General features: G+C 46.2%; 13 protein-coding genes. 6 read left to right on the top strand and 7 right to left on the bottom strand.

The window, feature by feature from the left end:
* Window positions 1-33: 33 nt before the first annotated feature.
* Together MKX60_RS09860 and uxuA are read right to left on the bottom strand one after the other, a co-directional pair.
* On the bottom strand, window positions 34-1,656 hold the full coding sequence (locus tag MKX60_RS09860; protein WP_341059665.1) for a mannitol dehydrogenase family protein: 1,623 nt from the start codon (window positions 1,654-1,656) through the stop codon (window positions 34-36).
* On the bottom strand, window positions 1,657-2,733 hold the full coding sequence (gene uxuA, locus MKX60_RS09855) for a mannonate dehydratase (protein WP_341059664.1): 1,077 nt from the start codon (window positions 2,731-2,733) through the stop codon (window positions 1,657-1,659).
* A 222-nt stretch (window positions 2,734-2,955) separates the two neighbouring features.
* Between uxuA and MKX60_RS09850 the strand changes: the two genes are divergently transcribed.
* Window positions 2,956-3,609, top strand: coding sequence for a GntR family transcriptional regulator (locus tag MKX60_RS09850; RefSeq protein ID WP_341059662.1), 654 nt, complete (start codon window positions 2,956-2,958; stop codon window positions 3,607-3,609).
* 332 nt (window positions 3,610-3,941) lie between these two features.
* Here the strand turns inward: MKX60_RS09850 and MKX60_RS09845 are convergent, their stop codons facing one another.
* The 3 genes from MKX60_RS09845 to MKX60_RS09835 form a co-directional block, all read right to left on the bottom strand.
* On the bottom strand, window positions 3,942-4,997 hold the full coding sequence (locus MKX60_RS09845; protein ID WP_042191285.1) for an NAD(P)-dependent alcohol dehydrogenase: 1,056 nt from the start codon (window positions 4,995-4,997) through the stop codon (window positions 3,942-3,944).
* A gap of 43 nt (window positions 4,998-5,040) precedes the next feature.
* Entirely contained in the window at window positions 5,041-8,481 is a 3,441-nt protein-coding gene (locus MKX60_RS09840) for a glycoside hydrolase family 2 TIM barrel-domain containing protein (RefSeq protein ID WP_341059660.1), read from the bottom strand.
* A 96-nt stretch (window positions 8,482-8,577) separates the two neighbouring features.
* Entirely contained in the window at window positions 8,578-10,668 is a 2,091-nt protein-coding gene (locus tag MKX60_RS09835) for an alpha-glucuronidase family glycosyl hydrolase (protein WP_341059658.1), read from the bottom strand.
* A 125-nt stretch (window positions 10,669-10,793) separates the two neighbouring features.
* Here MKX60_RS09835 and MKX60_RS09830 point away from each other — a divergent pair, with 125 nt between their 5' ends.
* The 5 genes from MKX60_RS09830 to MKX60_RS09810 all read left to right on the top strand — a co-directional run bounded on the left by MKX60_RS09830 (window position 10,794) and on the right by MKX60_RS09810 (window position 17,898).
* Window positions 10,794-11,678, top strand: coding sequence for an AraC family transcriptional regulator (locus MKX60_RS09830; protein ID WP_341059656.1), 885 nt, complete (start codon window positions 10,794-10,796; stop codon window positions 11,676-11,678).
* Window positions 11,679-11,939: 261 nt separating this feature from the next.
* The gene (locus MKX60_RS09825; protein ID WP_445670747.1) at window positions 11,940-12,671 is read left to right on the top strand and encodes an ABC transporter ATP-binding protein; all 732 of its coding nucleotides are present in this window, start codon (window positions 11,940-11,942) and stop codon (window positions 12,669-12,671) included.
* A complete protein-coding gene (locus MKX60_RS09820) occupies window positions 12,668-13,723 on the top strand; it encodes an ABC transporter permease (protein WP_341059655.1) in 1,056 nt (351 codons plus the stop codon). Before MKX60_RS09825 ends, MKX60_RS09820 begins: the two co-directional genes overlap by 4 nt.
* A 58-nt stretch (window positions 13,724-13,781) precedes the next feature.
* Window positions 13,782-14,471 carry a TetR/AcrR family transcriptional regulator gene (locus MKX60_RS09815; protein ID WP_341059654.1) on the top strand — a complete coding sequence of 230 codons (690 nt, stop codon included), beginning with the start codon at window positions 13,782-13,784 and terminating at the stop codon, window positions 14,469-14,471.
* Window positions 14,472-14,553: 82 nt separating this feature from the next.
* Window positions 14,554-17,898, top strand: coding sequence for a DEAD/DEAH box helicase (locus tag MKX60_RS09810; RefSeq protein ID WP_341059651.1), 3,345 nt, complete (start codon window positions 14,554-14,556; stop codon window positions 17,896-17,898).
* A gap of 95 nt (window positions 17,899-17,993) precedes the next feature.
* Here the strand turns inward: MKX60_RS09810 and MKX60_RS09805 are convergent, their stop codons facing one another.
* On the bottom strand, window positions 17,994-19,685 hold the full coding sequence (locus tag MKX60_RS09805) for an exosporium glycoprotein BclB-related protein (RefSeq protein WP_341059650.1): 1,692 nt from the start codon (window positions 19,683-19,685) through the stop codon (window positions 17,994-17,996).
* A gap of 381 nt (window positions 19,686-20,066) precedes the next feature.
* Window positions 20,067-22,865: a beta strand repeat-containing protein gene (locus MKX60_RS09800; RefSeq protein ID WP_341059648.1), complete on the bottom strand. Its 2,799-nt coding sequence runs from the start codon at window positions 22,863-22,865 to the stop codon at window positions 20,067-20,069.
* Window positions 22,866-22,879 lie beyond the last annotated feature (14 nt).

Here is a 22,879-nt window from a genome sequence, read left to right as displayed (position 1 = left end):
CTTTTACTCCATGAGGCTTTTTGTAAATGTGATTTACCCTAACTCTTCATTTAAATGCTTTTCCAACGTTCTCCGTACAGCTCCTGGGCCTTTCAGCATCTCATAGAAGTAACTTTCAATCTTGCTACCCAGACCGATTTCATATAACGGTACACCAAAAATCTTCTCATTATCTAGAATTCTATGCACATTAGAGGTCGAATCTCCCAAAGTCACTCCCTGCAGATGCGCTTGAAGCGACTCCATTAACGGATCGGGACTTAGCTCAAATGAATTTCCTTCATCATCCACTCCGATCAAATAGCGGCACCAAGCAGCAATTGCTAGTGGAATCGCTGTCAATTCAGCTGGATGAAGATTTTCGCGTTGTACATAGGATTTGATCGTTTCCCCATAACGAATGCCTACCTTCTGCGACGTATCTGTCGCAATTCGCTGCGGGGTGTCTGGAATAAATGGATTCGTGAGTCGCTCTTGCAGCACTTCATCCAAGAACTGCTGTGGACGTAGAATGATAGGATCTACAACTACAGGCAATCCTTCCTTATACCCAATCCGCTCGACTAATGTACGTAGAGTCTGATCCTGCATCTCATCCGAAATCTGTGTGTAGCCTAGTAGACAGCCAGTGACCGCTAATGCAGTATGCAAGGGGTTTAGACAGGTGGTAACTTTCATCGTTTCTACCCTGTTCACGGTCTCACGATCTGTGAATATAATGCCGGCTTCTTCTAATAAAGGTCGCCCATTCGTAAACTTATCCTCAATGACCAGATATTCACTAACTTCTGCGTTAACAAAAGGCGCGGTATGAGCGTTCCTCGAGGTAATAAGTATATCCATGCCGCCAATCCCTTGCTCCTGTAAAGCATTACGTACTACCTCGGATGGACGTGGTGTGATTTTATCGATCATCGATAAGGGGAATGTTATGCGACTCTCGTCTTCGAGGTACGCAACAAAACCTTGCTCCACAACCCCTTTCGCAGCCCATGCCTTGGCGATTGTAATCACGCTATTTTTCAACATATCCCCATTGTGCGAACAGTTATCCATACTGACAAAAGTCATCGGATACTGCCCCTTAAGATATCGACGGTACGCTAGAGAAGCGATAACACTCATGCTGTGGGATGGCTGCTCTGGGCCTTGTTCCATATCCTTCTTCACGATATCAAGGTACATTCCATCAGGACCGGTCAAGGTATAACCTTTCTCTGTAATGGTGAAGCTGGCCATCTGCAGGCTCGGGTTTTCAAAAATTTCAACCAAACGGCAGTAATCCTGCGCTCGATTCTTGTTTGCCATAATAGCTTCGGTAATGCTGCTAATGACCTTTTTTGTAAACTCGCCACTCGCATTCATTAGTACGAGAAGTGTTAAATGATCATGCGGTTTATAAATTTTGTCAATCAGCTCGTAGTCAGAGGAGGTAGCGGCAATAATACCTGTATCTGCTTTTCCAAGATCCAACAGCTTCTGGTGAGCATTCGCAACAAATCCCCGAAAAATATTTCCCGCTCCAAAATGAACCCATTCCGGCCTAACGCGCGTATTCTCCGCCACCTGCTCATAATCAAACTGAGGAAGCTCCACGTCAGCGTCCTTCCACGCCTCTGCACATGATTGAATACTCTCTCTTGTCAGAAGCAGCATTCACTTCACCCCCATCGTATTGTCGAGACTATCCCACACACCAAGTAAATACATGATCCCCATTGCTCTATCGTACAGCCCGTACCCCGGGCGGCAAGTCTTCTCTTCCCCCCACAAATGACGACCATGATCTGGACGCACATACCCCGTATATCCATTCTCATGATACGCTTTAACAACCTCTGCCACATCCACACTACCATCCCGTCCACGATGAGAGACCTCAATAAAATCTCCGTTCTCAAAAACCTTAACATTTCGAATATGAGCAAAATGAATGCGATTACAGAATTCCCGAATCATAGCCGGCAGATCGTTCTTCGGATTCGTACCGAGCGACCCAGTGCAGAAGGTTAATCCATTATACGGACTATCTACTGCGTCAAGTAAACGACGGATCGTATCACGGCTGCGGACAATGCGGGGCAAGCCAAAGATCGGCCAAGCAGGATCATCGGGATGAATAGCCATTTTGATATCGACTTCTTCACAGACAGGAATAATGCGCTTCAGAAAATAGACCAAGTTCTCGAACAGCTTCTCTTCCGTTATATCTGCATAAGCGGCGAATAGCTCATCGAGCTTCGCAAGACGCTCTGGCTCCCAGCCAGGCATCGTAAATTCGCCTGCCCCCTCGAGAATACGATTTACCATGTCGCGCGGGTTCTCATTAATGGCCGCATTTTCATAAAAAAGAGCATTCGAGCCATCTGGCAATTCCTTGTACAGCTCCGTCCGAGTCCAGTCAAAGATAGGCATGAAATTGTAACAGATCACTTTAGTACCGACCTTGGCAAGCTTCCGTATGGTGTCTATGTAAATATCGATATATTTATCACGCGTCGGGAGTCCAATCTTGATATCATCATGGACGTTCACACTCTCTACTACGGCAGTGCTAAACCCTTTGCTCGTAATTTGATCCGCAACCTTTTGAATGTCATCCATTTCCCACACTTCGCCCGCTACCTTATGATGTAGTGACCAGACAATACCCATTACCCCCGGAATTTGCCGGATATGATCAAGCGTAATGTTGTCATTGCCTTCTCCATACCATCTCCATGTCATGTTCATCTAGATAAAACCTCCTATAATTTCATATGTCGAGATCTTGTATACAAGATAATATACTCAAATATTAGATTTAAATAATACCTTTTGTCAATGACATAAAATCAATAATCCCCGATCTTGTATACAAGATTAAAAAATTATATAATGAAATCACTATCTTATTTCAGGATCCCGTTTCAGATATCAGCACTACAAATTCAACGGCAATGGAGACGCAACCTCATGTCCACCAAAAATGATATTTTGAACCTATTAAAGCACGAAATTCTTAATTTAACGCTAAAACCTGGAACCATTCTAAGTGAGACCGTGTTATCCGAACGGTTTCAGATATCCAGAACACCTTTGCGCGATGTACTAAAGCAGCTATCCCTCGAGTCCTATATTGATGTGTATCCGAAGAAAGGGAATCTGGTTTCATACATTGATTTGGAATCTGTCGAGCAAATGATCTATTTAAGAAGCGTTTTAGAAAAGGATATTATCAAAGGTCTATGCGATAGCCTTACTCTTAAAGGAATTATAGAACTTAAGAAGAACCTAGAAGAACAAAAAAATGCCATACATCAAGAACATTCCATTGAGCACTTTTTTGCTTTGGATGACGCCTATCATAAGACGTTATTCACATTAGCAGGACATGAATTTTTGTGGGAGCAAATTAAGTTTTCCCATGTGCATTATGAAAGATATCGACGCTTGCATACGCTAAAGCCAGAAAAGCTGGAGAAAATTTTGAGCGAGCATCACATGATTCTGGATTGTATGACAAACCATGAACCAGACAAAGTGGATGAGCTAGTCCAGCATCATTTGCGTGAAGATATGAACTCCTTATATTTACTGGAGAATTTTGCAGATTATATTAAAGCGTAATAACGCGAAGAGGCTGTCCTACAGTAGAAAGATTTGTCCAACTTGGCATATCTATGTGTCTTCGGTCTCGTTTTTTTTGTTGAAACTTCCCCCTCTAAAACAGCGGAGAGGACGGACTGATTGTGGAAAAGCGATAGCGTTCGCCTTGGTCTCCGGATTTTTACCGCGTAGGGAAAATAAATTAAATCTGGAGACCACAGCGATTGGAACAACGGTCCGTTCGCGGAGCGTCCATATAAAAAGCAATAGTTGCTCCTACGTAAACACAAAAAGACCGCCTCAAGCAGCCATTTTCATGGTTTTTGGGACGGTCTCTTTTTATATAACACGCATTAAGGCATATTCGGATAAATCATTACCTTAATACTTGTATCCTTCTCTTTACGTGCTACTTCAAGAGCCTCTTGAGTATCTGTAAGCGCAAAGCGATGCGTAACTATTTTCTCAATATCTAATGAAGAATGCTGCAACGCTTGGATCGCAGCCGGATAGGTATTCGCGTAACGAAAAACACCATAAGCATCGATCTCACCATCGATAAATTGTCCCATGTCCATCGGAATAGCACTATCGGCTGGTAAACCGACAAATACAATTCTCCCGCCACGGCGAACCCACTTAATTGTATCCGCCATCGCCCTTGCGTTACCCGATGATTCTACGACGAGTGTAACTCCAAATCCGTTCGTTAACTCATTGAGGCGCTGTCCAACATTCTCTTTTACTGGATCTAATGCTGCAGTGAAGCCCATCTCCATTGCAAGTTGACGCCGAAAAGGTACGACATCCGTACCATAAATTTCAGAAACGCCAAATAGCTTTGCTGCTTGTCCTGCAAGCAGTCCGATCGGACCAAGACCCGTTATTAGCACTCGATCAAACGGTTGAACCTTACCACGCATCATTGCGTGAAAACCAACCGACAATGGCTCCAGCATTGCACCTTCCTCATAACTCATAGAATCCGGAAGTTTAAATAGATAATCGCTTGGCATGACAATGTATTCTGCCCAAGCCCCATTTACTGGGGGTGTTGCAAGAAAGACCACATCTGGGCACAAATTATAACGTCCTGATTTACAATAGTCGCATTGTCCACAGGTCACTCCTGGCTCAACCGCTACTCGGTCACCTACAGCTATATTTGATACCTGCTTACCAACCTCAACGACTTCACCAGCCAGCTCATGGCCTAATATGATCGGTTCCTTTACTACATAACGACCGATTCTTCCATGCTCATAGTAATGAACATCTGACCCGCAAATTCCTATACAATACACCTTAATTAGCGCTTCATTTTCCTTAGGAACAGGAATATCTATTTGCTTCACAGAAATCGATAATTGCTCATCCATTATTGCAGCATTCATCTTGCCTGTTAACATGTACACGCACCTCATTTATCGTAGTAGTTGAAAGGACAATCGATCATTCAAACCGAAACCAACCGAAATCGAACTGACTTCCAGGCAAGAAGATAAACGTTACCTTCTGCTCCCCTGTCACTTTCTCCAACTCAAATACTCGCTCTACATATCCATCTGACTGTGTAAATTCGATCAGTTGATTGTTAGATGCTTCACCCTCTTCGAAGCGAAGATGAATGGTATTCTTATCGATCGGAGATCTCCCACAAATGACAAGCTTTGAAGTACCTTCCGTCGTAAAATCCATCTGCTCGAACACGAGAGATACGTTATTCCCGATTCCTTCAACACCCTGTTCCGCGATGGTGAACGTATCACCATAAATGCGATCACAATCCACAGCCCTATTCTGCTCGAACGCTCGGTTCTTTTTCACAAACGAGAAGCCTTTAATGTGCACCTTCTTCTGTAATACAAAACAAATAGAGCTGATGCCAGTAAGTCTTTTGGATAATAGATAGGTTGCCTCCTGATAAACATTCCATTGCGATTCCTTCTGATAAATAACGTCTGCCAAAAGCTCACTATTCTCTTCGTCCGGCATGCCTTCCCAAATCTGGAGCTCGTAGGCTTCGCTAGACAATGCGAATAGGGGAATCGTTATCAAATCCGAGCCGTAAGTTCCAAAGTCAATCTCGCGATAAGCAACCTGCGTCTCACCATCTCGACTCGTTGCTACGCCTCGTTCATTTCCGTTCCCGACTTCGCCTTTAACCTCGTCATATAGACCGCCAGATATAAATCCGAACGGATCCTTGTAAGCCGTCCCCAGACCGCTCGCTGTAAATTCCAACTGTGAAATCAGCTTTGTCTTTTCCGTACCGTTCTTACTCATACAGCGAACGCGGAAACTCCCATCTCCTAACGCCGTGATCTTGGCTTCTTGTCCCAGTTGTTCGAGCCGCGCTAGATTGGACTCAATCCCTGCATCATTTACAATACTCCACTCCACTTCAGTATAGGAAGTGTCTTTAGGGTAAAGGATGGCGTGTACATTCATTTCTCTTCTATTTTCATTAAACTGTTGTCCAGAATGACTAATAATTTCAATCTTTCGTAAAGGAATTTCTTCTACATTTCCCATTACACAGGGCAACTCTAGATTTCTAGTGTTAGCTGAAATGCCTATTCCACGATCTGCCACAGGGAGCGATTGAAGCTGTAGCTTACTACCTACTACACCTTTCGAGGTAACCTCAACTGTTATCGTACCCGCTTCTAAACTCGCAGCAACAATCGCCATAAGCTTACCGCTGAACAAGCGTCTACTCTTTCCTTTGTATGGATCATAGTCCGTGCTGTCTCCATTATCTAAACCGATCAAACGGCCTGCTCCGTTCACCTGAACCTGAACGCGATTATTTGCATTCTCAACGGCATTCCCGCGCTCATCCTCCATCGTAATTTCGATGAAGATTAAATCTGTGCCGTTCGCAAGGAGTGTACCCTTATCAGCCTTTAAGCAGATTCGACTCGCATCCCCGAACGATTTCCTAATGTCTACTGCAATGATTTGGCCAGCCTTATCATAAGCGATTGCCTTGAGCTCGCCTGCTTCATAAGGAATCTTCCACCAGCCCGCTAGCTGCGTTCCATGCACATGATCGATTTCATAGGTCCCAACAGTCTCACCATTGAACTGCAATTCTATCTTGGGAGCATTCGAGCAGACTCGAACATCGATCATTTGACCGGGATTGAAATCCCAATAGGGAAAAATATGCACCATGGGATGCTCCTTGTAATTTGTCCAAGCCGATTGATAGATGTAATATGAATCCTTTTTAAAGGTCGCTGTATCAATCTGCCCAAAATACGAATTCTTCGTATGATACGGTGTAGGTTCACCAATATAATCAAAACCCGTCCATATAAATTGCCCTAATGAGAACGCTGCATCTCGCTCCGCGATAATACACGCTTCTGCTGACTTCGCTCCCCAGCTTGTAGAGCTATTACCTAGTGCAGAGCACTGCCCATCGTCATCAGCCAGGATGGATTGCTCGAATGGAAAATGATATATTCCCCTGCTCTGCACAATAGAGGCGGTTTCACTACCATAGATAATCCAGTCAGGATGTTCCGCGTGATGCTGATGGTAATATTTTTCCGCATAATTGTAGCCTGCCACCTTTACGATGTCCGCACATTTCTGAGCATTCTCCCATGGCATATAGTTCGATCCAATGGTTACTTTCCCGTTGCCTTTCGGATCATATTGAAGCACGGCTTCCATCAACATGCTCGTCAATTCTTGCCCTCGCCTGTCAGCATGCGTATCATAAATTTCATTGCCAATACTCCACATGAACAAGCTTGGATGATTACGATCTCGCATGACCCAGCTTCTCACATCTTTTAACGCCCAGTCCTTGAAAAATCTTGCGTAATCATATGTGGTCTTCGATCGCTCCCACATATCAAAGGCTTCTGAAACCACAAGCAGCCCCATTTCGTCCGCCAGATCCATAAGCTCTGCTGCAGGCATATTATGAGCGGTGCGTATTGCATTTACGCCCATGTCCTTTAAGATCTCAAGTCTTCTTCGCAATGCTGCTGTATGAAACGCCGAACCCAATACTCCAAGATCATGATGCTCACAAACTCCGTTAAGCTTGATCTTTAACCCATTCAGAAGCATTCCTTCTTGAGGATCCAGTACAATCGTTCGAAAACCTATAAACTGTGTTACTTCTTCTATTGTTGTCCACACATCATCAGAGCCCTGATCAGGTGCCTTATGCTGCAATTCCGTTTTTAGCTGATATAAATGCGGCTCACCGGGGCTCCATAATAAAGGATTCTCTACAGTCAGCACCTGACTTACACGTGAGGTAACTTGTGTTAATCCTACTGCGGAGATCTTCTCAACACTGGTCTTTATCTCTCGATCCTTGTGTAGAACGGTTTGGGAAAGCCGCATATCTCCTGTAATGCTCACATCGGTGTCGATCTCCACTCGCCAAACGTCATTTTTTTGTACCGTATGAATGTAAATTCCATCTGTCACGATATGATTGCAATCTCTTGTCTTGAGCCATACATTCCGGTAGATACCCGCTCCTGAATACCATCTACTATTCGGACTCTGATGCACAACCTTCACTAGAATTTCATTTTCCCCGTCTATGAGCATATCTGTAATCTCGTATTCAAAGGAAGAATAACCGTATTTCCACTCCCCAACCCATTGATGATTCACATAAATCGTGGAGTCCATATAAATACCATCAAAACACAGCAATAGCTGCTCATCGTTCTTCGTATTTATAAAATATTTTCGATACCAGCCAATACTATTCTCATATAAGTCTAACGTGTTATAAATCAACCAATCATGTGGGAGATCGACGGGATGGAAATCCAAGGACTCAGCATACGTCACTTCTAAAGTACTCTTGGCGAATTCCCAGCCCTCATTAAATAATCTTTTCTGATTCAAGGTGTATCTTCCTTTCTTCTCATAGGATTATGAAACAAAGGGATGGAGCAACAGAAGGAGTGGCCCTGCTGGACACACTCCTCCTAATGCTAATATTTAGTATATTGTGCGTTGATGCTGGTCTGGGATACCGCTTTTTCGATAGAAATACGTATTGATGATATCTCTCCACTCGCGGGCATGTAGTACCTGTTCGTGCAGACGGTCTGCCACCTGTCCAAACCTGCTGCCATCCATTTTCCCCTCAAGGGATTGCCACTTCTCTTTCAGCCCTGCTGCGCGATCCACGCCATCAAAATGCGTATCATAAATATGCTGGATGACCGTTTTACCAGATTTAAGAGTATGCGTATACGATACATGATGAAAGAAGAGTAATAGCTCATCTGGACAAGTAGCTACCGATTCATAAAAATCTACATTCGCTCCTTGATACTGAGCAACATATCCCGTACCCGTCTTTATTGTCCGGTCTACGCCAATCCCTTGTAAGTCTGCAAAATGATACGTTCCCCATTTCGAATATTCATATCCATCCACATTTGGACCGTAATGATGATCAGGATTGACCATCCAGCCTACCCCAAGCGGCGAAGTATAAGATTCATAGATATTCCAGGAGGTTAACAAGATCTCACGAATCGTATCTATTAACTGCTCATCCTCTGCACTGAACGTGAGCATTGTCCATTCCTTCGCGATTTGCTCTGCACTTAATTCCGGATTCCAAGCGAGACGCCCGTAACCATATAGATTGGCCTGCGCTAACAAATGCCCCGTCCAGTTATGATCATTACCAATATTTGAAACAGCAGCGAAGCCGCTATATTTATAACCGAACATGGATCCATCGACGACCCGTTTCACCGATGACTCCGAATTCGTTGCGTAAGTATTAAAATCAAGAACTTCCTTCCATTGAGGAATGAGGTAGCAGACATGACGCTGTTGGCCTGTATATTCCTGCGTAACCTGAAACTCAATCATCATATTAGTATGCTCCATGGCACCGAACAGCGGAGACACACCTTCCCGTACTTGAAAATCCATCGGTCCATTCTTCACCTGCAAAATAACATTATCCATGAATCGACCATCTAGCGGTTTAAAGTGATCATATGCCGCTCGTGCACGATCGGTGGAGCGATCCCGCCAATCCTGTTTGCAATTGTAAACGAAGCAGCGCCAGATGACGATTCCCCCGAAAGGCAATAAAGCTTCAGCCAGCATGTTCGAACCTTCTGCATGATCACGATCATAAGTGAATGGACCTGGACGATTCTCTGAATCAGCTTTTACGAGGAAACCGCCGAAATCTGGAATCAATTTATAAATTTCTACCGCCTTTGCCTTCCACCATTGGCGTACATCAGAATCTAACGGATCAGCTGTATTCAATCCACCGATTTCGATCGGGCTAGCATAGTTAATACTTAGGAATAGCTTCACCCCGTAGGTACGGAAGATATCGGCAATCCTCGCGATGTCAGGAAGATAGCGCTCCGTAATAAACATCGTTTCAAACCGATGTACATTGACATTGTTTATAGCAATCGCATTGATTCCTATCGAAGCGAGCATTCTCGCATAATCTTCCAATCGATCAAAGTCCTTAGTGATTTCGTTGTCTGAGTAGAATATGGACTTCCCCGCGTAACCACGTTCGATGCTTCCATCGATGTTATCCCATTGATTCATCATGCGGAGCGTATTTACCGGCTGTTCCAACATATCCAACGCCTTAATCGATTGACCCGTTCCAAGCAAGCGTAAGAATGCAAATACACCGTACAGTAATCCCACGGGTGTGGAAGCACCTATTGCAATACAGTCCTTCTCCGTGTTTGTTCGAATGGCATATCCTTCTGATCCAATTGCTGTCCTTGTAGCCTCGCTAAAGGTCTGCGTAATCAACGGATGATTACTACCAAATGTACCGATCACAATACAGGCCTGCATATCTTTATCCTGAGATTCAGTAATAGTAGCATCTATATCCAGCATTCCTTGTATGCCACGTGTTAGTTCTTGCACAGCACTTTTGATCACTGGATGATCTTGTTTGACTGTCAAAATGTTATAGCACCAAGGAGAATAGCATTCTCTTACTGCACTCGATTGAATATAAGGATATTCGAGCCAAGCTTTATACCCTGCGTTATGTAATTCTGTCTTTTGTTCTTCCATAATTCGGTGTCCTCCATTAGTGAGTAAGACTTTTTAATCTAGATGTTGCTAGCTGTGCAATGGTTCTCTTATACTTTTGTAAACGATAGGTTATCCGCATCCCTACTAATAGGAGGAACACGAATGTGACGTACCATGAGCAGCAGGACTTACAACCGTTCCATCTCTATTTTGTATATAAAAGAACAAGTACAAATACAGACGACTATCAAGGTACATTCCATGCTCATCAGGGTGTTGAAATCCTTATTGTTCATGAAGGTAAAGGGACGCTGATTATTGATCAAAATAGCTATGAAATAAAGCCAGGGATGATTTGTATTTTCCAGCCGTATCAACTGCATCATATTCAAATTGAAATTAATGAGGCGGTTCCGTTCGTGCGTTCGATCGTGCATTATGAGCCCAGCATTTTTAAAGCTTATTTTGAAAAGTGGCCCATCCTACAAAGCTTTTTCAATCATATTCACAGCGGCAATTCCGCCTCACCTCGATGGTATGAACAGCAGGACCTGCAATCCCTGATAGCTCTTCTGAAGAATCTGGATAAAGCGCTTCCAACTTTGCACAAAAATGATTTCATGGAAGAGGTCTCATTGTTTCTCATCACGTTCCTACGTACTTTAAAGCCGCTTTGGGATACACAGCAGAAGCCGGCCTCCATGGAACAATTGCTTCGTAAACCACATCAGGCAGAACGTATTATGGAATGGCTGCAGTTGCATTACAAGGAATCTTTGCGGCTTGATCAAATGAGCAAGGATCTGCATCTTTCACCCCACCATTTATCCCACTTGTTCAAGGAATGTACAGGCAGCAGTATTTCCGATTATTTAACGGTCAAAAGAATGCAGGAAGCCGTTCATCTTCTGACTTCAAGCAAATACACGGTTGCACACATCGCCGAGGAAGTGGGGATTACAAATTGCTCTCATTTTTGCAAATTGTTCAAAACCCATTTCGGCACAACGCCTAATCAATTTCGGAAGCAATGGTATTTGCATCATTGAGTTGTCGAACATCCCAGCTGGATTCCTTATTAACATCATATCAAGTTGGTTCGTGAGCAGGTATTCGCATCTTGTGCAAAAATGCCGCTACTTTGCGATTTACACCTAATTGTAAGTTAGTTTCAGTAGCGGAAATCTAACACTTTACATTTACTGGATTCCGGAGCACAATAATGAGTGAGCACTCACTCATTATTGTTGTGCAGAGCATTCAGTAACACCACTTTGTATCCCAGACTATTCAGAATCGAGGAGATGAATATGGGTTCGGAAGTTCCAGTCATTTCAGTGAGCCATGTTAGTAAAGCCTTTGGAGACAAACAGGTGCTCGAAGATATTTCACTTCAAGTGGAGCGTGCGGAAACCTTCGGCATATTAGGGCCCTCTGGCTCCGGAAAAACAACGCTAGTAAAGCTGCTTACAGGTATCGATGAGGTGACCTCAGGAGAGGTAAAGGTGCTTGGTGTCACTATGCCTAAGTTATCCATGCTGCAACAAATTGGATACATGGCTCAATCTGATGCCCTATATACGGAACTCAGCGCAAAAGAAAATCTGGAGTTCTTCGCTGCGCTATATGGACTAAAAGGTGCGGAGCGCGGCAAACGCATCATGGCTGTTATGGAACTAGTAGATCTTCAGGAGCATCTGCGCAAAAGAGTAGATCAATACTCTGGCGGAATGAAACGCCGCCTATCCCTGGCGATTGCGCTGCTCCATGAGCCTCCGCTACTTCTTCTTGATGAACCAACAGTAGGTATCGATCCTGTACTCCGACTATCCATCTGGAAAGAACTAAAAGCTCTGAACAAGAAAGGTACCACGATTGTACTCACTACGCATGTCATGGATGAAGCTGAGAAATGTGATCGCCTTGGAATGATCCGTGATGGCAAACTGCTTGCCGCCGACACACCTGCCGGACTGCTTGAAGCCACTGGCTCAGCTTCTATTGAAGAAGCCTTTCTATATTATGGAGGTGTCCGTTCATGAGAATCCGAGCGATCACCTTACGGATTTTGCGACAATTTATTCATGATAAAAGAACGATGGCCTTAATGTTCATTGCACCGCTCATCGTTCTAAGTTTAATGAGCTTGGTATTCAACGGGAACGCCTATGAGCCAAAAATCGGAGTATCCGGTGTGCCACTAAATATCTCAGCTGCGTTAAAAGAAGAAAATACCACAATTAAAGAGTATGCCAGCGAAGAGCTAGGGAAAAGTGCTCTAGTAGAAGGAAAGATTGACGCTTTGATCACTTTGGACGGAAACGTTGGGAATTCAGGAGTCATCCCTCAAGTGTTGTTAGAGGGTAGTAATCCTACAGCCAACAAGGCGGTAATTATGACGCTTCAAAAGCTTTCTCAGAAGCTTCTTCCAAGTACAGAGGAACAGCTGCAATTACAGCCCCAGATCAGCTACTTATACGGTTCTGAGAATATGAAGACGATTGACCGCTTCGGTCCGATTATGATTGGTGTATTTGTTTTCTTTTTCGTATTCCTGATTGCCGGTGTTTCTTTCCTGCGTGAGCGGACTACAGGCACCCTTGAACGTTTACTTTCCACTCCTTTAAAAAGATGGGAGATTGTACTCGGGTATGTATGTGGCTTCGGCATTTTTACCGTATTCCAAGCGCTGTTGATCTCATGGTTCTCTATTCAGATTCTTGGCATTATGATGACAGGAAGCTTTGGATACGTAATGCTAATCACCTTACTCCTGTCGATGACAGCTTTGACGCTGGGCACGCTACTATCTGCTTTTGCAGCCAACGAGCTACAGATGATTCAGTTCATCCCGCTTATTATCGTGCCACAAGTCTTCCTCAGCGGACTGTTCCCACTCGACACCCTACCGCTATGGCTACAGCGCATCGGCTATGCAACCCCAATTCATTATGGATCAGAAGCGCTTATGAACATCATGATCCGTGGCAAAGGATGGAATTCCATCGCTCTGGATGTCTATGTACTGATCGGATTCTCACTATTATTCATGGTGCTGAATGTATTGGCACTGCGCAAACACCGGAAAATGTAGCCTCACTAAGAACTTTCATCGGTTGAACGGAATGAACCAAGTTTGGAGGATAATTGTAATGAAAGAATATGATTCTACGGAACAAAATATAGAAGAGCAGTGGATTGAAGAGCTGCTGGCCATAAGTGAAGAGGATAAACTGACACCGAAGCAGATTTCCATTTTGCATGCGGCGATTGAGGTGTTCTCCGAAAAAGGTTACGCTGCTGCTGCGACTAGTGAAATTGCTCAAAAGGCAGGCGTAGCAGAGGGTACGATTTTCCGATATTACAAAACCAAAAAAGATTTACTGCTCTCCATCATTGGCCCCACCATGAGTCGTATGCTCGCTCCTTTTGTACTGCGGAATTTCAACGGGGTACTCGATGTTCCCTATGACAGTTTCGAAGAATTCCTACGGTCATTTATCGTCAATCGTCTGGAGTTCGCCCGTAGAAATTTTAAAATGCTAAAGATTCTGATACAGGAGATTCCTTTCCAACCGTTGCTCAGAGAACAGTTCGCAGAAAATATTCTAAGCAAGGTGCTGGAGCGCGTCATCGAAATTGTTGAACACTTCAAGGCAAAAGGTGAAGTCATTGAATTACCCACACCCGCTATTCTACGTTTCACTATTTCATCCATTGGTGGGTATTTGCTTAATCGCCTGCTGCTCCAACCGGAGAAGGACTGGAAAGATGAGGAAGAGATTAACCTGACGATCCGTTTTATTATGCACGGGATTAGTGGAGTAGCAGCCCCTATTTGATGCGCACGCCCGTTCTGTTATCATAAGGACTATATAATAATCGGACTTTTCGAAGAACAAGTTACGAGGAAGGAATTATGTTATGGGCTTTAGTGTGACAGAACGGGTAATTAAGCTGCTGTGCGGCAAGTCTATTTTTGAAAAAGGATTGGCTTATTACCAGTCTGGAAGCGTAGATATAATAGATATTGAAGAACGTAATGAATCCATCCCAGATCTGCCCCGCTCTCGTTATGAAGCGCTCGTTCAAGGGGGCATTGGCTACGAAGTCATGGTTGTCATCGATATCGACGGTGATGTCACAGCAGAATGTACTTGTCCTGCTTACACGCATGGAGGACCTTTCTGCAAACATATCGCAGCCGTACTGATCAGCATTGATGCCCTTGAAACTGCTGGAGAACGGCCAGCTCATACTGGAACTTCTAGCCTTTCTACTATTGAAGATACTGGAGTCTTAACACCACGTAATGTTACGGATTCTACGCGAGACATGGGAGGAAGGTCCAGAGACCAGCATCTTGTGAGCAGCCTGCTAGGCATGTTCAGTAACCATAAGCCGCGTCCGAGCGGTACTGGGGCTTTTGTAGATAATAGGATCCCTTTAAATGTCGAGTTCATCTGCAAGCCATTCACTTACAGCTATAGCACTACCATGCTGGGAATAGAAATGAAAATCGGCTCGAAACGACTATATGTCGTTCATAAAATTAGAGGTTTTCTGGAACGTGTACATCGTGGAGAAACCTTCGAATTCTCGAAGCATTTCGTCTATGACCCTGCCATTCACAGCTTTCGGAAGGAAGATAACATCGTTCTTCAGAAGCTAATTGAAATTGTCTTAAATGAAAAAATGTATCGCGATAACGTCACTAACTACTCTCCATATGGTGGCAACCTGGGGGGAGATCGCCAGCTGGCTATCCCTCCTTTTTTCTGGGAGACGCTTCAGCCCGCACTTTCAGAGGTTCCGTCGGTATATCTGCAACAAGAAGAGGTGTTGTACGAAGGCATTCATATGTCTAATGAAGCACCGCCCCTTAGCTTTGCGTTCGAACAAGCCGAAGGCGAAGGCTACCATCTGGATATTCAAGGACTGGAGCAGATCTCAGTTCTGGAAGATTACGGGCTCGTGCTGTCTGAAGGTAAGCTGTTGAAGCTAACTGCTCAGGAATGCATGCGCCTATCTGAGATGAAAAAAATGCTGGAATCCTCTCGTCGAGATGGCATCGATATTGCCCCCGAACAAATGGAGCCCTTTATGGACAAGGTTATCCCTGGTCTAAAAAAACTGGGAAACGTGCATATTGCCGAATCTATTGCTGATCGAATTGTGCAACATAAGCTTATAGCCAGGCTCTATCTGGACCGCGTGAGAGATCGACTGCTCGCCGGGCTAGAGTTTCAGTATGGTGACATTATCATCAATCCTTTGGATGAAAAAGCCCATGTTCGCGGTACGGACTTGATTCTTATACGCGACGGTGAAGGAGAGGCCCAAATTCTGGAGCTGATGGAGCATGAATCCTTCGCCAAAACCGAAGGCGGGTATATTATGACGGATGAGGACGGTGAGTACGATTTTTTATACCACACGATTCCGTTGCTTGAGCCACTACTAACGGTCTATGCGACCACCGCTGTTAAAGAGAGACTGTTCACGGGAACCACGCCACCTAAGGTAAGCATTAGTTGGAATGAGAAAACCGACTGGCTTGATTTTAAATTCGACATGGGTGGTATTCCAGAATCTGAGATTGTGATGGTCTTAAAATCACTTCAGGATAAACGTAAATACTACCGATTGCCCGAAGGGGCACTGCTACCTCTCGAGAGCGAGGAGCTCCAAGAAATCATCACCTTTATGAACGAGATGGGCATCCGAGAAGGTGAGATTAAAGGTGCGCAATTTTCTTTACCAGTCGTTCGTGGGTTACACTTAACCTCTTCCGATTCTCAAAGTGACTCAGTCAAACTGAGCAGATCCTTTAAAAGATTACTTGCGAATATGCACAATCCTGAGAACCTTGATTTCCCTATACCAGAGAGTCTGGCTCCTGTGCTCCGGGATTATCAGCAGTATGGATTTCAGTGGCTGAAGACGCTGGCCCATTACCGTTTCGGGGGAATTTTAGCGGATGATATGGGTCTTGGCAAAACGCTGCAAAGTATCGCTTTTCTGCTCTCTGAGCTTCCGGATATTCGTCAGAGTGGTCTGCCCGCTCTTATTGTCGCTCCTGCCTCTCTCACCTACAATTGGCATAATGAGCTTAAAAAGTTCACGCCTGAGATTATGGCTGTTATTGCAGATGGAAGCTTAACGGAACGCGGTCGAATTTTAAAAAATGCAGCGAAGGCGGATGTAATTATCACCTCTTACCCGCTGCTTCGAAGAGATGTTCAGTTGTATGCTAAGAAATCTTTTCACACCCTGATTCTCGATGAAGCGCAAACCATAAAGAACCATACGACGCAGACCGCTCAAGCAGTTATGGCTCTTCAAGCCCGGCATCGTTTTGCACTTACTGGGACTCCTGTTGAGAATGCGCTAGAAGATCTATGGTCCATCTTCGGCACTGTGTTTCCCGGGTTGTTTCCAGGTAAGAAGGCTTTTCACGATTTGCCGAGGGAAACTATCGCTAAACGGGCACGTCCTTTTTTGCTGCGGCGCTTAAAGAATGATGTGTTAAAAGAATTGCCTGAGAAAATCGAATCACTCCAAGCCTGTGAGCTGTTCCCTGAGCAGAAGAAGTTATATGTCGCTTATCTCGCCCGTTTGAAAAAAGAGGCGCTTAAGCATCTGACCCAGGATAGCTTCGGTAATAATAATCGGATTAAAATCCTTGCTGGTCTCACTCGTCTGCGCCAGCTATGCTGTCACCCGGCTCTATTTGTGGATGGGTATGAAGGAAGCTCTGCCAAGTTCGAGCAGCTGTTTGAAATCATAGAGGAATGCCGCAGTTCAGGTAAACGAATGCTAGTATTCTCCCAGTTCACAGAAATGCTCGGTTTGATTGGACGTGAACTCGGCTATCAAGGTATTCCATATTTTTACCTAGACGGTCAAACGCCTGTGTCTCAGCGCGTAGATTTATGTAATCAATTTAATGAAGGAGAGCGGGATATTTTCCTGATCTCCTTAAAAGCTGGCGGAACCGGACTCAATTTAACAGGGGCAGACACTGTCATTCTATACGATCTATGGTGGAACCCTGCCGTCGAACAGCAAGCTGCAGATCGGGCTCACCGAATCGGACAGAAAAAAGTAGTGCAAGTGATCAGACTCGTAACCCAAGGCACTGTGGAGGACAAGATGTATGAGCTACAACAGAAGAAAAGGAACTTAATCGATGAAGTGATCCAGCCAGGTCAGGAAGGGTTATCTACCCTTACAGAACAAGACATCCGAGAAATTCTGATGATCTAGGTGTAATGATGTTTGGAGAAAAATAGGGATATCCTTCAGCCAAATGGCTTTTGGGATATCCCTTTTTCTGTAGTAAATACGTCATCATCATCAGATTATGCGATTGTAACTCCTGCACTAGCGTATCCAGCAATGGTTGTCGCAACGTCGACTCCGGCCGTTACTGTTGAAGTGAAGACCAACAGCAACCGCTCTCCAGTGGTTACAGGAATGCTCAAGCCTGTAGTAATACCACTGCTAATTGTGCCAAGTGAAAGGACACCTGTAAATGGAGGATTTAATGTGACTACAGCACCAGGGACTGCAATAAAGGTATTGTTAGGGGTAGAAGAACTGTATAATTGAGCAGTGATTGTTACTGTAGAACCTAATAAACTAAGCGCTGCTGTTGTGCTGAAATAGGCCGCCAAAGAGGTAATTGTTCCGGTGCGTGGAACTGAGAATGCAAAGTTCAGCAAGGTTCCAGCCGCTCCGGTGAGATCTATCGTACCGCCAGCAGCACTAATATTCGTCGCACTACTTCCGAATCCTACGATACTTGAAGTATTCAGCAAGCCTCCTAATACAGTTGTCATAGCTACAGGAAGACCAGAAGCATAAGGAATGATTGCACCTGAACCAGTAGGTCCCGTTGCTCCGGTTGTTCCTGTCACTCCAGTCGCTCCAGTTGCGCCAGCACTTCCTGTTGCTCCGGTCACTCCTGCACTTCCTGTTGCTCCAGTTACACCTGCGCTTCCTGTCGCTCCAGTAACACCTGCGCTTCCTGTCGCTCCAGTTACACCTGCGCTTCCTGTCGCTCCTGTTGCACCTGCGCTTCCTGTCGCTCCAGTTACACCTGCGCTTCCTGTCGCTCCTGTTGCACCTGCGCTTCCTGTCGCTCCTGTTACACCTGCGCTTCCTGTTGCTCCAGTTACACCTGCGCTTCCTGTCGCTCCTGTTACACCTGCGCTTCCCGCTGCTCCGGTAACTCCTGCGCTTCCTGTCGCTCCTGTTGCACCTGCACTTCCTGTCGCTCCTGTTGCACCTGCACTTCCCGTTGCTCCTGTTGCACCTGCACTTCCCGTTGCTCCTGTTGCACCTGCGCTTCCCGTTGCTCCGGTAACTCCTGCGCTTCCTGTCGCTCCTGTTGCACCTGCGCTTCCTGTCGCTCCTGTTGCACCTGCACTTCCTGTTGCTCCAGTTACACCTGCGCTTCCTGTCGCTCCTGTTACACCTGCGCTTCCTGTTGCTCCAGTTACACCTGCGCTTCCTGTCGCTCCTGTTACACCTGCGCTTCCTGTTGCTCCTGTTGCACCTGCACTTCCCGTTGCTCCTGTTGCACCTGCGCTTCCCGTTGCTCCGGTAACTCCAGCGCTTCCTGCTGCTCCGGTCGCACCTGTACTTCCTGTCGCTCCGGTATCTCCGGTGGCTCCAGTGGCTCCTGAATAACCTATATTTTCACCATACAATTCAGAGTAGACAAGCCGATGAGCAGTCACTAATTGACCTGTGCTGCTTTTTCCCCAAACTGAGACTTGAATTGGATCGTCTATCAAAGCTGGTGTTGTAAATGAAAATTCGAATGAATCAAAATTTGCATAATAATCATTTGTTAGTACTTCATTAGGTCCCACAGTATGAAGTTCACTAACATATAGTGTTCTTGTACCGTTCATATAATATCCTTCGACTTGAATCAACGACGCAGTGACATCACTCTGATTAACAAGTTTAATAGTAACAAGCTGAGTGGGTCTTTCACCGCTTACCAGATTGTTTTCTATAGGTCCAGTAGATAAATAACTCAAGTTATCAACTCCTTTTATTTTTAAATAGATTGCCTGCAAAAAATTCTAAATAGTAGCGTTACTATAATCATTCCTCCGATCTACTCTAAATTCGCTAACAATGAGCCTATTATATTTTTCAGTTGGAAATTTTCAGCTCTTAATAGTAATATTCTTTTCTCTTTTTAATGTGTGGACATCTATCAAAAGCTACTACTATACATATTGAGTGCTATTGGAAAAATCTATAAATCTATCAATATTCAATAGATTGTAAATCTTAGGAGCATTATTCCGTTCTGCCCAAAACTTGTCCCGTTAACAAAATAGAGGATAGCTCAGGAAGCCATCCTAACGGCTACTGAGCATCCTCTATTTTTACAATCAAACTCAGAGATAAATTTACGTCAATTCATGAACAGACCAAACTATACCCGAAGTATTGGCACCGCCCAGATTCAAAGGAACCGTCAAGCCATTAGAAACATAGAACAAACCAATAACATCACCTGCTGTTAGTGCAAATTCTCCAACCAGCGTTACAGTCCCACTTCCCAAAATAGCTCTCAAATCTAGAATAAGCGCAACATTCACATCCAACACAGGGAATAATCCACTTACCAGATTTGTTGAAGTAGGAGAAGTTCTCTGAACTACGAAAGCTGGATTAACCCCACTACCAAGACTAATTGAGATTGAGGCAGTTGTGGAATAGTTAATGGTCGCTTCAATAGAATATCTACCCGTTGTCGGAACTGTGTAATTTCCCGAAACGGGGTTAAAGGAAGGATCAGAATAGAAAGGAGAAGCCACAGACCATCCAGTCAGTTGGGAAGAAGTAGAAACTGACAAAGCTGATAGGAACGCTGAGAATCCCTCAGCTTGAATATTCGGCCCTGTTGCTCCAGTCACACCAGTTATTCCTGTTACTCCCGTTACACCAGTCGCTCCGGTTGCTCCAGTTACTCCAGTTGCCCCTGTTGCTCCAGTTACACCTGCCGCTCCCGTTGCTCCAGTCACACCTGCCGCTCCTGTTGCTCCTGTCACTCCAGCTGCCCCTGTTGCTCCAGTCACTCCGTCCGCTCCCGTTGCTCCAGTCGCTCCAGCTGCCCCTGTTGCTCCAGTCACTCCGTCGGCTCCCGTTGCTCCAGTCACACCTACCGCTCCTGTTGCTCCAGTCGCTCCAGCTGCCCCTGTTGCTCCAGTCACTCCAGCTGCTCCAGTTGCTCCAGTCACCCCGTCGGCTCCTGTTGCACCAGTCACTCCAGCTACCCCTGTTGCTCCAGTCACACCTGCCGCTCCTGTTGCTCCAGTCACCCCGTCGGCTCCCGTTGCTCCAGTCGCTCCAACTGCTCCCGTTGCTCCGGTCAATCCATCGGCTCCTGTTGCTCCGGTCACTCCAGCCGCTCCCGTTGCTCCAGTCACACCTGCCGCTCCTGTTGCTCCAGTTACACCTGCCGCTCCCGTCGCTCCAGTCACCCCGTCGGCTCCTGTTGCACCAGTCGCTCCAACTGCTCCGGTTGCCCCAGTCACTCCAGCTGCCCCTGTTGCTCCAGTCACTCCATCGGCTCCGGTTGCCCCAGTCACTCCAGCTGCCCCTGTTGCTCCAGTCACTCCATCGGCTCCCGTTGCCCCTGTTGCTCCAGTCACTCCGTCGGCTCCCGTTGCTCCGGTCACTCCAGCCGCTCCCGTTGCTCCAGTCACACCTGCCGCTCCTGTTGCTCCAGTTACACCTGCCGCTCCCGTCGCTCCAGTCACCCCGTCGGCTCCTGTTGCACCAGTTACACCTGCCGCTCCCGTCGCTCCAGTCACCCCGTCGGCTCCTGTTGCACCAGTCGCTCCAACTGCTCCGGTTGCCCCAGTCACTCCAGCTGCCGCTGTTGCTCCAGTGGCTCCATCCGCTCCCGTTGCTCCTGTTACACCTGCCGCTCCTGTTGCTCCAGTCACTCCATCGGCTCCTGTTGCTCCAGTCGCTCCGTCTGCCCCTGTTGCTCCAGTTCCTCCAGCTGCTCCAGTTGCCCCAGTGGCTCCATCGGCTCCCGTTGCTCCTGTCACTCCGTCGGCTCCCGTTGCTCCTGTCACTCCATCGGCTCCCGTTGCTCCTGTCACTCCATCGGCTCCCGTTGCTCCGGTCACTCCCGTTGCTCCTGTCGCTCCAGTTACACCAGCCGCTCCCGTTGCCCCAGTGGCTCCATCGGCTCCCGTTGCTCCTGTCACTCCATCTGCTCCCGTTGCTCCTGTCGCTCCATCGGCTCCCGTTGCTCCTGTCACTCCATCGGCTCCCGTTGCTCCGGTCACTCCATCGGCTCCCGTTGCCCCAGTGGCTCCATCGGCTCCCGTTGCTCCTGTCACTCCATCGGCTCCCGTTGCTCCGGTCACTCCGTCGGCTCCTGTTGCTCCGGTCACTCCATCGGTTCCCGTTGCTCCAGTCGCTCCATCGGTTCCCGTTGCTCCAGTCGCTCCATCTGCCCCGGTTGCACCAGTCACTCCATCGGCTCCCGTCGCTCCATTCACCCCATCGGCTCCCGTTGCTCCAGTCGCTCCGTCTGCCCCTGTTGCTCCAGTCGCTCCATCTGCTCCCGTTGCTCCTGTCGCTCCTCCGGCTGCCCCTGTTGCGCCAGTCACTCCGGCTGCGCCTGTTGCACCAGTCACTCCGTCGGCTCCAGTTGCTCCTGTCGCTCCAGTCGCCCCGTCTGCTCCGGCTGCCCCTGTCGCACCAGTCACTCCGTCGGCTCCAGTTGCTCCATCCGCACCCGTTGCCCCTGTCGCTCCATCTGCTCCATCCGCACCTGTTGCCCCTGTCGCTCCATCTGCTCCATCCGCACCTGTAGCACCAGTTGTCCCTACCGTTGCTCCAAGTAATTCAGCATGGACAAGTCGGTGAGCAGTCACAATTTGACCTACACTATTTTTTCCCCAGACTGAAATTTGAATAGGATCATCTACCAGGCTTAAAGTCGTAAAAATAAATTCAAACGCATCAAAATCCGCATAATAGTCCTTTGTTACAACTTGATCAGGCATAACGTTAACAAGCTCACTAACATATAAAGTTCTTGTCCCATTCATATAATATCCTTGGACGAGAACCGTAGAAGAAATAACGTCGCTTCGGTTATCGATTTTGATCGTAACATGTTGAGTAGGTCGTATACCTCCCACCATGGTATTATCTATCGGCCCAGTAGATAAATAGCTCAATTCTCAACACTCCT

Source organism: Paenibacillus sp. FSL R5-0914 (assembly GCF_038004525.1).
In the GTDB taxonomy this organism is placed as follows: domain Bacteria; phylum Bacillota; class Bacilli; order Paenibacillales; family Paenibacillaceae; genus Paenibacillus_AQ.
Note: the sequence above shows the minus strand (reverse complement) of the source record. Positions and strands in the feature narration are given on the sequence as shown.